13 protein-coding genes are annotated in these 11,672 nt (G+C 40.5%); 11 read left to right on the plus strand and 2 right to left on the minus strand.

Annotated features, from left to right (window positions below; translation table 11 throughout):
* Positions 1-147: 147 nt before the first annotated feature.
* Positions 148-1,005: a YitT family protein gene (locus tag HMPREF2837_RS00975; protein ID WP_049548659.1), complete on the minus strand. Its 858-nt coding sequence runs from the start codon at positions 1,003-1,005 to the stop codon at positions 148-150.
* Between the two features lie 60 nt (positions 1,006-1,065).
* Positions 1,066-2,721: an Rqc2 family fibronectin-binding protein gene (locus HMPREF2837_RS00980; RefSeq protein WP_049548658.1), complete on the minus strand. Its 1,656-nt coding sequence runs from the start codon at positions 2,719-2,721 to the stop codon at positions 1,066-1,068.
* A gap of 104 nt (positions 2,722-2,825) precedes the next feature.
* On the opposite strand from HMPREF2837_RS00980, the gene ybeY reads away from it, so the two are divergent.
* From ybeY to tehB, 11 genes are all read left to right on the plus strand, one after another.
* The gene (gene ybeY / locus HMPREF2837_RS00985; protein WP_075230530.1) at positions 2,826-3,323 is read left to right on the plus strand and encodes an rRNA maturation RNase YbeY; all 498 of its coding nucleotides are present in this window, start codon (positions 2,826-2,828) and stop codon (positions 3,321-3,323) included.
* On the plus strand, positions 3,304-3,699 hold the full coding sequence (locus HMPREF2837_RS00990) for a diacylglycerol kinase family protein (protein WP_049503550.1): 396 nt from the start codon (positions 3,304-3,306) through the stop codon (positions 3,697-3,699). Before ybeY ends, HMPREF2837_RS00990 begins: the two co-directional genes overlap by 20 nt.
* Positions 3,700-3,715: 16 nt before the next feature.
* Positions 3,716-4,615: a GTPase Era gene (gene era, locus HMPREF2837_RS00995; RefSeq protein ID WP_049548656.1), complete on the plus strand. Its 900-nt coding sequence runs from the start codon at positions 3,716-3,718 to the stop codon at positions 4,613-4,615.
* 48 nt (positions 4,616-4,663) lie between these two features.
* Positions 4,664-5,488, plus strand: a complete 825-nt coding sequence (gene mutM, locus HMPREF2837_RS01000) for a DNA-formamidopyrimidine glycosylase (protein WP_049548655.1) — start codon at positions 4,664-4,666, stop codon at positions 5,486-5,488.
* The gene (gene coaE, locus HMPREF2837_RS01005; RefSeq protein WP_049548654.1) at positions 5,488-6,093 is read left to right on the plus strand and encodes a dephospho-CoA kinase; all 606 of its coding nucleotides are present in this window, start codon (positions 5,488-5,490) and stop codon (positions 6,091-6,093) included. Before mutM ends, coaE begins: the two co-directional genes overlap by 1 nt.
* Positions 6,080-7,279, plus strand: coding sequence for a multidrug efflux MFS transporter PmrA (locus HMPREF2837_RS01010; protein WP_049548653.1), 1,200 nt, complete (start codon positions 6,080-6,082; stop codon positions 7,277-7,279). Before coaE ends, HMPREF2837_RS01010 begins: the two co-directional genes overlap by 14 nt.
* Positions 7,279-7,428 carry a 50S ribosomal protein L33 gene (gene rpmG, locus HMPREF2837_RS10560; RefSeq protein WP_001809104.1) on the plus strand — a complete coding sequence of 50 codons (150 nt, stop codon included), beginning with the start codon at positions 7,279-7,281 and terminating at the stop codon, positions 7,426-7,428. Before HMPREF2837_RS01010 ends, rpmG begins: the two co-directional genes overlap by 1 nt.
* Before the next feature lie 39 nt (positions 7,429-7,467).
* The gene (secG, locus tag HMPREF2837_RS01015) at positions 7,468-7,701 is read left to right on the plus strand and encodes a preprotein translocase subunit SecG (RefSeq protein WP_000282514.1); all 234 of its coding nucleotides are present in this window, start codon (positions 7,468-7,470) and stop codon (positions 7,699-7,701) included.
* 216 nt (positions 7,702-7,917) lie between these two features.
* Positions 7,918-10,260: a ribonuclease R gene (gene rnr / locus HMPREF2837_RS01020; protein WP_049548652.1), complete on the plus strand. Its 2,343-nt coding sequence runs from the start codon at positions 7,918-7,920 to the stop codon at positions 10,258-10,260.
* Positions 10,223-10,690: an SsrA-binding protein SmpB gene (gene smpB / locus HMPREF2837_RS01025; RefSeq protein WP_001051741.1), complete on the plus strand. Its 468-nt coding sequence runs from the start codon at positions 10,223-10,225 to the stop codon at positions 10,688-10,690. The genes rnr and smpB overlap by 38 nt, the downstream gene beginning before the upstream one ends.
* Before the next feature lie 14 nt (positions 10,691-10,704).
* Positions 10,705-11,565, plus strand: coding sequence for an SAM-dependent methyltransferase TehB (gene tehB, locus HMPREF2837_RS01030; RefSeq protein ID WP_049548651.1), 861 nt, complete (start codon positions 10,705-10,707; stop codon positions 11,563-11,565).
* Positions 11,566-11,672 lie beyond the last annotated feature (107 nt).

Genomic DNA, 11,672 nt, shown 5'->3' on the forward strand with positions numbered 1-11,672 from the left:
TCCCACCTACGCACAGTTGAGTAGGGCTGTAAAATCTGATGAAATCAGCGAAGTAGAGCCCACTCAACCACTGCGTCTTGCTCGACAATCCAAAGACAATTGAGAGGCTAGGACTTTTGTCCCAGCCTCATTTTTGATATCTAGATGTTATGAAGTTTCTTCTTTTACGAAGGTGAACCCTTCTCCTAAAATTTCGTGTGCTTCAGTGATGGTAATAAAGGCCATCGGATCCACGGTATGTATCATTTCTTTCATCTTAATCATTTCATTTCTTGCTACGATACAGTAAATAATTTTTAAATCTTTTTGACTGTAGTAACCTTGTCCAGATATGAAGGTGACACCTCGACCTAACTCTTCATTGATTTTATCTGCCACTTCCATAGGCTTTTGAGTGATAATCATAAAACCTTTGCCAGCATATCCGCCTTCACCAATCAAGTCAATAACTCTTGAGACGATGAAGTCAAATAGAAGTGTGTAGGTTACGAGACGAAGGTCTTGGAAAATAATTAAAATGAGCATTAGGATAAGGAAGTCTAGTGCAAAGAGTAATTTTCCAACGGAGATATTGGTGTACTTGTTCAGGATTCGAGCGACGATATCTGTTCCACCAGTGGTACCACCAGCATTGAAGATAACACCTAGACCAAGTCCCAAAAGAACACCCGCAACCAAGGCAACGATAACCAAATCTCCTTCAAGATTAAAGTGGAGAGGAATCTTTTCAAAGATTGCTAACCAAATGGATAAGGAAATGGTTCCGAGCAAACTTGTGTACAGAGTCTTTGAACCAAATATTTTCCAGGCTAGAATAAAGAGCGGGATATTGATTAACAGGTTCATCAAGGAGATGGGAATGTTAAAGAGATAATAGGTAATCAAGGTGATCCCAGTTGCTCCCCCCTCGAATAAGTGGTGGGGCACAACGAAATACGTGAGTCCGAAGGCATAGATGGCAGCTCCGAATATAATGGTTAAAATAGACTTGATATGCCGTAGCATTGAGCTTACCTCCTTTTTTTAAAAAATCTAAAATGTTGACAGCCTTCAGGTTAAAAGTCCTTATTTTACTTTCATGGATTGAATTTTCTCAGGGTCGGGTGTGACACGGAGAGTCTTTTGTCCAGTATAAGTCACAAATCCTGGTTTTCCACCTGTGGGCTTATTAAGTTTTTTGACCTCAATCATATCTACCTGAACGAGGTTGGAGAGACGGCCTTTTGAAAAGTAGGCAGCTAGCTCTGCCGCATCTGTCTTAACTTCGTCAGTAGGATTGAGATTGGCAGTGATAACAACGTGACTTCCAGGGATGTCCTTAGCATGGAACCAGAGTTCTTCTTTACGAGCCATTTTAAAGGTTAACTCGTCATTTTGAAGGTTGTTACGACCAACTAGGATAATTGTTTTTCCGTCGCTTGCAAGATATTTTTCAGGTTTTTGTCGTTTCTGGATTTTCTCGCGTTGTCTTCTGCGGATAAATCCTGTTTGAATTAATTCTTCACGAATTTCAGCAATTTCATCTAGTCCAGCCTGGTTGAGAACTGTCTCTACACTTTCTAGGTAACGAATAGTAGCCTTGGTTTCTTCGATTAGTTCAGTCAAGTATTTAACAGCTTCTTTTAATTTCTGATAACGCTTGAAGTAACGTTGAGCATTTTGGTTTGGCGTTAGTGCCTTATCAAGTGCAATCGTGATAGGTTGATTGGTGTAGTAGTTGTCCAAAATGACCTGATCTTGGTCATTGGGAACTTGATGAAGAAAAGTCGTTAGCAATTCACCTTTTTGACGAAATTCCTCTGCATTTTCAGTAGCAAGGAGTTCTTTTTCTTGTTTTTTAAGTTTTTGACGATTTTTTTGTAGCTCATTTTCAACTCGACGGATCAGTTCACTTGCCTGTTGCTTCACACGATCACGCTCTGCCTTATCCTTATAGTAGGTGTCCAACAAATCAGAAAGACTGGCAAAAGTCTCTCCCACCTGATTTGCAAAAGGAACTGGACTGAAGGAAGTCTCAGTCAAGCATGGCTTGGTTTCTTGTCTAAAGAAGTTCCGGAAAGTGGCTAGTTTATCATTAAGCAGTTGTTTTTCTAACTCGGTTGCTGTATCTCTTCCCAAACCTTGAAAGAGATTTTGAAGATTTTTAGCAGTCAACTCTTGGGTTTGTAAAATCTCAAATAATTTTTCATCCTTGACGATGAAAGGATTGAGAGCTTCTGTACTTGGAGGAGCAATATAAGTAGCACCTGGTAATAAGGTACGGTAGCTATTTTGAGAGAAACCGATATGCTTGATAACTTCAAGGATTTTGTGACTAGACTTATCTACAAGTAGAATATTACTGTGTTTGCCCATAATCTCGATGATGAGTGTGGCCTGGATATGGTCCCCAATCTCGTTTTTATTGGAAACCATGATTTCCACGATACGATCATTTTCGATCTGCTCGATTGACTCAATAACTGCTCCTTGAAGGTACTTTCTCAATACCATAATAAAAGTAGATGGTTGAGCAGGGTTTTCAAAGGTGGACTCTGTTAACTGGATGCGCCCAAAAACTGGATGGGCAGACAGGAGCAAACGATGACTTTTACGATTGCTACGGATTTGCAAGACCAGTTCTTGTTCAAAGGGTTGATTAATCTTTTGGATGCGACCATTTAGTAGTTCAGATCGCAATTCCTCAACCATATGGTGTAAAAAAAATCCATCAAATGACATGGTTCTCTCCTCGTGAATGTATTCCATAGTATTATATCAAAAAGGTAGAATAAAATCATAGAAATGTGATATAATAAAGCCAAGTAAAGAGAATCGAGAAATACATGTATATTGAAATGGTAGATGAAACGGGTCAAGTTTCAAAGGAAATTCTACAACAAACTCAAGAGATTTTAGAGTTTGCTGCTAAAAAGTTAGGAAAAGAAGACAAGGAGATGGCAGTCACTTTTGTGACCAACGAACGAAGCCATGAACTTAATCTAGAGTTTCGTGATACCGATCGTCCAACAGATGTCATCAGTCTTGAATATAAACCAGAGATAGAGATTGCCTTTGATGAGGAAGATCTGGAAAATGATCCTGACTTAGCAGAAATGATGTCAGAATTTGACGCCTATATTGGTGAACTTTTTATTTCCATTGATAAGGCACATGAGCAGGCTGAGGAGTACGGTCATAGTTTTGAGCGTGAGATGGGCTTCTTGGCAGTGCACGGCTTTTTACACATTAACGGCTATGATCACTACACTCCCGAAGAAGAAGCGGAGATGTTCGGTTTACAAGAAGAAATTTTGACAGCCTATGGACTCACAAGACAATAAACGAAAATGGAAAAATCGTGACCTAATCTCAAGTTTAGAATTTGCCATCACTGGGATTTTGACTGCAATTGAGGAAGAACGTAATATGAGAAAGCATGCAGCGACAGCTCTTGTAGTTGTTCTTGCAGGTTTTGTTTTTCAGGTGTCACGAATCGAATGGTTATTTCTACTTATGAGCATTTTCATGGTGGTAGCTTTTGAGATTATTAATTCAGCTATTGAAAATGTAGTAGATTTGGCTAGTCACTATCACTTTTCTATGTTGGCAAAGAAAGCTAAGGACATGGCAGCAGGTGCCGTGCTTGTGGTCTCACTTTTTGCCGCTTTGACAGGTGCACTTATCTTTCTCCCACGGATTTGGGATTTATTATTTTAAACAGCAAGAGGAAATTATGACTTTTAAATCAGGCTTTGTAGCCATTTTAGGACGTCCCAATGTTGGGAAGTCAACTTTTTTAAATCATGTCATGGGGCAAAAGATTGCCATCATGAGTGACAAGGCGCAGACAACGCGCAACAAAATCATGGGAATTTACACGACTGATAAGGAACAAATCGTCTTTATCGACACACCAGGGATTCACAAACCTAAAACGGCTCTCGGAGATTTTATGGTCGAATCTGCCTATAGCACCCTTCGTGAAGTGGATACTGTTCTCTTCATGGTGCCTGCAGATGAGGCGCGTGGTAAGGGCGATGACATGATTATCGAGCGTCTTAAGGCTGCTAAGGTTCCAGTGATTTTGGTGGTCAATAAGATTGATAAGGTTCATCCTGACCAGCTATTGGCTCAAATTGATGATTTCCGTAATCAGATGGATTTCAAGGAAATTGTACCGATTTCAGCTCTACAAGGAAACAATGTTTCGCGTTTGATTGATATTTTGAGCGAAAACTTAGAAGAAGGTTTCCAATATTTCCCATCCGATCAAATCACAGACCACCCAGAACGTTTCCTAGTATCAGAGATGATTCGTGAAAAGGTCTTACACTTAACGCGTGAGGAAATTCCACACTCAGTTGCAGTAGTGGTGGATTCTATGAAACGAGATGAAGAGACTGACAAGGTTCATATTCGAGCAACCATCATGGTGGAGCGTGACAGCCAAAAAGGGATTGTCATCGGTAAAGGTGGTGCTATGCTCAAGAAGATTGGGACTATGGCCCGTCGTGATATCGAGCTTATGCTAGGGGACAAGGTTTTCCTAGAAACTTGGGTCAAGGTTAAGAAAAACTGGCGAGATAAGAAGCTAGATTTGGCTGACTTTGGCTATAACGAAAAAGAATATTAAGAAGAGGTGGGCAGTAGCCTGCTTCTTGTTTTTAGAGAAGGAGGAGCTATGCCTGAATTACCTGAAGTCGAAACGGTTCGACGAGGTCTTGAAAAATTGATTCTGGGAAAGAAGATTACAACCATTGATATTCGTTATCCTAAGATGATAAAGACAGATTTGGATCAATTTCAGAAAGAATTGCCTGGTCAAGTTGTTAAATCTATAGGACGTCGTGGAAAATATTTGCTTTTTTATCTAACAGACAAGGTCTTGATTTCGCATCTACGAATGGAAGGAAAGTATTTTTATTACCCAGACCAAGTCCCTGAACGCAAGCATGCCCATGTTTTGATTCATTTTGAAGATGGTGGGACTCTGGTTTACGAGGATGTCCGTAAGTTTGGAACTATGGAATTGCTTGCTCCTGAGCTTTTAGAAGCTTACTTTATTTCTAAGAAATTAGGTCCGGAACCGACTGAGCAAGATTTTGATTTAGGGAGTTTTAAACTAGCCTTGAAAAAATCTAAAAAACCTATCAAATCGCATCTTCTCGATCAGACTTTGGTTGCTGGACTGGGGAATATTTACGTGGATGAAGTTCTCTGGAGAGCGAAAGTTCATCCGGAAAGACCTTCACAGACTTTGACCGCAGATGAAGCGACTGCCGTTCATGACCAGACCATTGCTGTTTTGAGCCAGGCTGTCGAGAAAGGAGGTTCAACCATTCGCACCTATACCAATGCTTTTGGCGAGGATGGGACCATGCAGGATTTTCATCAGGTCTATGATAAGACTGGAGAGGCATGTTCTCGCTGTGGAGCCATCATCGAAAAAATTCAACTCGGTGGTCGTGGAACCCATTTTTGTCCAAAATGTCAAAGGAGAAAGTGATGGGAAAAATAATCGGAATCACTGGTGGTATTGCGTCAGGTAAGTCCACTGTCACAAATTTTCTAAGACAAAAAGGGTTTGAAGTGGTAGATGCGGATGCTCTTGTTCACCAACTTCAAAAACCTGGTGGTCGCCTTTATCAGATTTTAGTAGAGCATTTCGGTGAAAAAGTCCTTCTAGAAGATGGGGAATTGAATCGCCCCTTGCTTGCTAGCCTTATTTTTTCAAAGCCAGAAGAGCAGGAATGGTCTAAGAGAACCCAAGGTGAGATTATTCGTGAGGAGTTAGCTGCATTACGAAATCAGTTTGCTCAGACAGAAGCTCTCTTTTTCATGGATATCCCCCTACTTTTTGAGCAGAACTATGCTTCATGGTTCGATGAAACTTGGCTAGTTTATGTAAGTCGAGATACCCAGCTGGATCGCTTAATGAAAAGAGATTATCTGACTATAGAGGACGCACAAACCCGTCTGGCCTCCCAGTGGCCTTTAGAAGAAAAGAAAAGATTGGCTAGTCATATTTTAGACAATAATGGGAGTCGAGAGCAACTGTTGAGTCAAGTGGCCAGCCTACTTCAAGGAGGCGATACTCTTGAAAGAGATTAGTTGGAAGGATAATCTTCGTATTGCTTGGTTTGGTTGCTTTTTAACGGGAGCCAGCATTTCTCTTGTTGTTCCTTTCATGCCTATTTTTGTCGAACAGTTAGGAATTGAAGGAGATCAAGTTGCCTTTTATTCAGGGTTGGCTATATCAGTCTCAGCCATTTCTGCAGCCTTCGTATCACCAGTTTGGGGTATCTTAGCAGACAAGTATGGTCGAAAACCCATGATGATTCGTGCAGGGCTAGCTATGACTATTACTATGGGTGGTCTGGCCTTTGTTCCAAATGTTTTCTGGCTCTTGTTCTTACGGTTTCTTAATGGAGTTTTTACAGGATTTGTACCCAATGCGACAGCTTTAATTGCAAGTCAAGTTCCCAAAGATAGGTCAGGATACGCTCTAGGGACTCTATCAACTGGTGTTGTCGCTGGAACTTTGACCGGTCCATTTGTAGGTGGTTTCATTGCCGAAATTTTTGGAATTCGAAATGTCTTTTTATTGGTCGGTAGTTTCCTGTTCTTGGCAGCAATCTTAACCATTCTTTTTATAAAAGAAAACTTTCAACCAGTGCCAAAAGAAAAAGCACTGCCTACAAAAGAGCTCTTTACTTCTGTTAAATACCCTTTTCTCCTGATAAATCTATTTCTAACTAGCTTTGTGATTCAATTTGCTGCCCAATCTATTGGTCCCATCCTTGCCCTTTATGTACGAGATCTGGGACAGAAAGAGAATCTTCTCTTTGTCTCTGGTTTGATTGTATCAAGCATGGGATTTTCAAGTATGATGAGCGCAGGTATCATGGGTAAATTAGGTGATAAAGTGGGTAATCATCGACTACTTGTCGTAGCTCAGGTATATTCAGTTTTCATATATCTATTATGTGCAAATGCGACTAGCCCATTCCAATTAGGCTTCTATCGTTTTCTATTTGGTCTGGGGACGGGAGCACTGATACCTGGTGTCAATGCTCTCCTAAGCAAAATGACCCCTAAAGTTGGCATTTCAAGGGTATTTGCATTTAATCAAGTCTTTTTTTATCTAGGAGGAGTGATAGGTCCCATAGCAGGATCAGCAGTAGCGGGACAATTTGGCTATCACTCAGTATTTTATGCAACAGCTCTTTGTGTAGCTCTCAGTTGTTTATTTAACCTTATCCAATTTAAAACATTATTAAAAGTGAAGGAAATCTAGTGCGAGTAAAAATCAATCTCAAATGCTCCTCTTGTGGCAGTATCAATTATCTAACCAGTAAGAACTCCAAAACCCATCCAGACAAGATTGAGGTCTTAAAGTATTGCCCAAAAGAAAGAAAAGTGACTCTACATCTTGAATCTAAGTAGAAATTATGGTAGAATAATAGGGATTTTAAGGAGTTTGATATGTATAACCTATTATTAACCATTCTATTAGTATTATCTGTTGTGATTGTGATTGCAATTTTCATGCAACCAACTAAAAACCAATCTAGCAATGTATTTGATGCCAGTGCAGGTGATTTGTTTGAACGTAGCAAAGCGCGCGGTTTTGAAGCTGTGATGCAACGTTTGACAGGAATTTTAGTCTTTTTCTGGCTAGCCATTGCCTTAGCATTGACGGTATTATCAAGTAGATAAGAAAATAATGGGCGGGACTAGGTCTTTGCCTATTTTTATTTTTATACTCTTCAAAAATCTCTTCAAACTACGTCAGCTTCCATCTGCAACCTTAAAACGGTGTTTTGAGCAACCTGCGCCTAGCTTTCTAGTTTGCTCTTTGATTTTTATTGAGTATTAAATGATGTTTGAGAAGGTTTTACAGCAAAAGGAATTTAAAAAATCTAGAAAGAAAACATGAAAGATAGAATAAAAGAATATATACAAGAAAAGGGACGAGTCACAGTCAATGACTTGGCCAGTGCTCTCGGAAAGGATTGTTCAAAGGACTTCCGTGAGTTAATCAAAACTCTTTCCTTGATGGAACGAAAGCACCAGATTCGCTTTGAAGAAGATGGTAGTTTAACCCTAGACCAGAAGAAAAAACATGAGATTACCCTAAAAGGAATTTTCCATGCCCATAAAAATGGGTTCGGTTTTGTAAGTCTTGAAGGCGAAGAAGACGATCTTTTTGTAGGAAAAAATGATGTTAACTATGCCATTGATGGCGATACTGTTGAAGTTGTCATTAAGAAAGTTGCTGACCGTAACAAAGGAACCGCCGCAGAAGCAAAGATTATCGACATCCTAGAGCACAGTCTAACGACAGTTGTTGGGCAAATCGTTCTTGATGAGGAAAAGCCCAAGTATGCAGGTTACATCCGTTCAAAAAATCAAAAGATTAGTCAACCAATCTACGTTAAGAAGCCAGCTATTCAGTTAGACGGTACAGAGGTTCTCAAGGTCTTTATCGATAAGTACCCAAGTAAGAAACACGATTTCTTTGTCGCTAGTGTGCTAGATGTTGTTGGACATTCTACAGATGCAGGGATTGATGTCCTCGAGGTCTTGGAATCAATGGATATTGTGTCCGAGTTTCCAGAGGATGTTCTCAAAGAGGCAGAAAATGTGCCAGACGCTCCATCAGAGAAGGATCTGGAAGGTCGTTTGGACTTAAGAGATGAAATTACCTTTACCATTGATGGAGCTGATGCAAAAGACTTGGATGATGCTGTTCATATCAAACCATTGAAAAATGGAAATATCGAACTAGGAGTTCATATCGCGGATGTTTCATATTATGTAACGGAAGGTTCTGCTCTTGACAAGGAAGCTCTCAATCGTGCGACCTCTGTATATGTGACAGACCGTGTAGTTCCAATGCTGCCAGAGCGCCTTTCAAATGGTATCTGTTCCCTTAATCCTCGCGTAGATCGTTTGACTCAGTCTGCGATTATGGAAATTAATAAGCAGGGTCGTGTTGTGAATTATACGATTACGCAGACTGTTATCAAGACAAATTTCCGTATGACCTATAGTGATGTAAATGACATCCTAGCAGGTGATGAGGAGAAGAGACAAGACTATAAGAAAATCGTCCCTAGCATCGAACTCATGGCTAAGCTCCATGAAACATTGGAAAGTATGCGAATTAAGCGTGGTGCTTTAAATTTTGATACCAATGAAGCTAAGATTTTGGTAGATAAAAAAGGCAAGCCAGTTGATATTGTCCTTCGTCATCGTGGGACTGCAGAACGTATGATTGAGTCCTTTATGCTGATTGCCAACGAAACAGTTGCCGAGCACTTTAGTAAGCTGGACCTACCTTTTATCTATCGTATCCATGAGGAACCTAAGGCTGAAAAGGTTCAGAAATTTATTGATTACGCTTCAAGTTTTGGATTACGTATCTATGGAACTGCTAGCGAGATTAGTCAAGAAGCCCTCCAAGATATCATGCGTGCTGTGGAAGGTGAGCCATATGCGGATGTATTATCAATGATGCTTCTGCGCTCTATGCAGCAGGCTCGCTATTCTGAGCATAATCACGGTCACTATGGATTAGCTGCAGACTACTACACTCACTTTACCAGCCCCATTCGTCGTTATCCTGACCTTCTTGTTCATCGTATGATTCGTGACTATGGACGTTCTAAGGATGTAGCAGAGCATTTTGAACAGGTCATTCCTGAGATTGCTACCCAGTCTTCCAACCGTGAGCGACGTGCTATCGAGGCAGAGCGTGAAGTCGAAGCCATGAAAAAAGCTGAATACATGGAAGAGTACGTTGGTGAAGAATATGATGCAGTTGTTTCAAGCATCGTTAAATTTGGTCTTTTTGTTGAATTACCAAATACAGTTGAGGGATTGATTCACATTACCAATCTACCTGAATTTTACCATTTTAATGAACGCGATTTAACCCTCCGTGGGGAGAAATCAGGAATTACTTTCCGAGTTGGGCAGCAGATCCGTATTCGTGTCGAAAGAGCCGATAAGATGACTGGCGAGATCGATTTCTCCTTTATTCCAAGTGAATTTGATGTCATTGAGAAAGGTTTGAAACAGTCTGGTCGTAAGGATAGAGGGCGTCGTTCAGATAAGAAAGAAGACAAGAGAAAATCTGGTCGCTTAGGTGATAAGCGCAAGCATTCTCCAAAAGACATGAAGAAAAAGAGCAAGAAACCTTTTTACAAAGAAGTAGCAAAGAAAGGAGCCAAGCATGGCAAAGGGCGAGGGAAAGGTCGTCGCGCAAAATAAAAAGGCGCACCACGACTATACGATCGTTGATACGCTAGAAGCAGGAATGGTTTTGACAGGAACTGAAATCAAGAGTGTTCGAGCAGCTCGTATCAATTTGAAAGATGGGTTTGCCCAGGTTAAGAATGGGGAAGTTTGGTTGAGTAATGTCCATATCGCTCCTTATGAAGAGGGCAATATCTGGAACCAGGAGCCAGAACGCCGTCGTAAACTTCTCCTTCATAAAAAACAAATCCAGAAATTAGAGCAAGAAACCAAAGGGACAGGGATGACCTTGGTTCCTCTTAAAGTTTATATCAAAGATGGCTATGCCAAGTTACTTTTAGGACTTGCAAAAGGGAAACACGATTACGATAAGCGTGAGTCTATCAAACGCCGCGAGCAAGATCGCGATATTGCGCGTGTTATGAAAGCTGTTAACCACCGATAGAAAGAGTGAAGAATATGGAAAAACTAGTTGCCTATAAACGCATGCCTGTCTGGAATAAAGACACCATGCCTGAAGCTGTTCAAAGAAAACACAATACTAAGGTCGGAACCTGGGGCAAGATTACCGTATTAAAAGGGACTCTTAAGTTTATTGAGTTGACTGAGGAGGGAGAAATTATAGCTGAGCATCTCTTTGAAGCAGGTGCTGATAATCCTATGGCGCAACCTCAAGCCTGGCACAGAGTAGAAGCTGCCACAGAAGATGTGGAATGGTACTTGGAATTTTATTGTAAAGCAGAGGATTACTTCCCTAAGAAATACAATAGCAATCCAGTCCATTCGGAAGTCTTAGAAGCTATGGATACAGTAAAACCATGTAAGGCACTAGACCTAGGATGTGGTCAAGGAAGAAATGCACTCTTTCTAGCTCAACATGGCTTTGATGTCACAGCTGTAGATCAAAATGAGCTGTCCCTTGAAATGTTACAAAGTATCGTGGAGCAAGAAGACTTAGAAATGCCTGTCGGTATCTACGATATCAATTCAGCTAGCATTGGACAAAGTTACGATTTTATCGTATCAACGGTTGTGCTCATGTTTTTACAAGCAGAACGTATTCCTGCTATTATCCGAAACATCCAGGAACAAACCTCTATCGGTGGCTACAATTTGATTGTTTGTGCCATGGATACGGAAGATTATCCATGTTCAGTTAATTTTCCCTTTACCTTTAAAGAGGGGGAATTAGCAAATTACTACCAGGACTGGGAGTTAGTGAAGTATAATGAAAATCCTGGTCATTTGCACCGTCGTGATGAAAACGGAAATCGTATCCAACTACGTTTTGCAACAATGCTGGCTAAAAAAGTAAAATAATCGTCTATAAAGGTTGGGAAAAGTCCTAACCTTTTTTCTAAATTTCAAGTTCAAGTTAGCCACCAAGAAGAAATTCTCTAGGCGACTTGTAGTTCAAGCATTTTTTA

It is taken from the genome of Streptococcus sp. HMSC071D03, from assembly GCF_001812125.1.
Taxonomy (GTDB): domain Bacteria; phylum Bacillota; class Bacilli; order Lactobacillales; family Streptococcaceae; genus Streptococcus; species Streptococcus pseudopneumoniae_N.

Excerpts from the sequence above, each read along its gene's own strand:
- HMPREF2837_RS00975 (WP_049548659.1), bottom strand. The coding sequence starts at position 1,005 with ATGCTACGGCATATCAAGTCTATTTTAACCATTATATTCGGAGCTGCC.
- HMPREF2837_RS00980 (WP_049548658.1), bottom strand. The coding sequence starts at position 2,721 with ATGTCATTTGATGGATTTTTTTTACACCATATGGTTGAGGAATTGCGA.
- ybeY (WP_075230530.1), top strand. The coding sequence starts at position 2,826 with ATGTATATTGAAATGGTAGATGAAACGGGTCAAGTTTCAAAGGAAATT.
- HMPREF2837_RS00990 (WP_049503550.1), top strand. The coding sequence starts at position 3,304 with ATGGACTCACAAGACAATAAACGAAAATGGAAAAATCGTGACCTAATC.
- era (WP_049548656.1), top strand. The coding sequence starts at position 3,716 with ATGACTTTTAAATCAGGCTTTGTAGCCATTTTAGGACGTCCCAATGTT.
- mutM (WP_049548655.1), top strand. The coding sequence starts at position 4,664 with ATGCCTGAATTACCTGAAGTCGAAACGGTTCGACGAGGTCTTGAAAAA.
- coaE (WP_049548654.1), top strand. The coding sequence starts at position 5,488 with ATGGGAAAAATAATCGGAATCACTGGTGGTATTGCGTCAGGTAAGTCC.
- secG (WP_000282514.1), top strand. The coding sequence starts at position 7,468 with ATGTATAACCTATTATTAACCATTCTATTAGTATTATCTGTTGTGATT.
- rnr (WP_049548652.1), top strand. The coding sequence starts at position 7,918 with ATGAAAGATAGAATAAAAGAATATATACAAGAAAAGGGACGAGTCACA.
- smpB (WP_001051741.1), top strand. The coding sequence starts at position 10,223 with ATGGCAAAGGGCGAGGGAAAGGTCGTCGCGCAAAATAAAAAGGCGCAC.
- tehB (WP_049548651.1), top strand. The coding sequence starts at position 10,705 with ATGGAAAAACTAGTTGCCTATAAACGCATGCCTGTCTGGAATAAAGAC.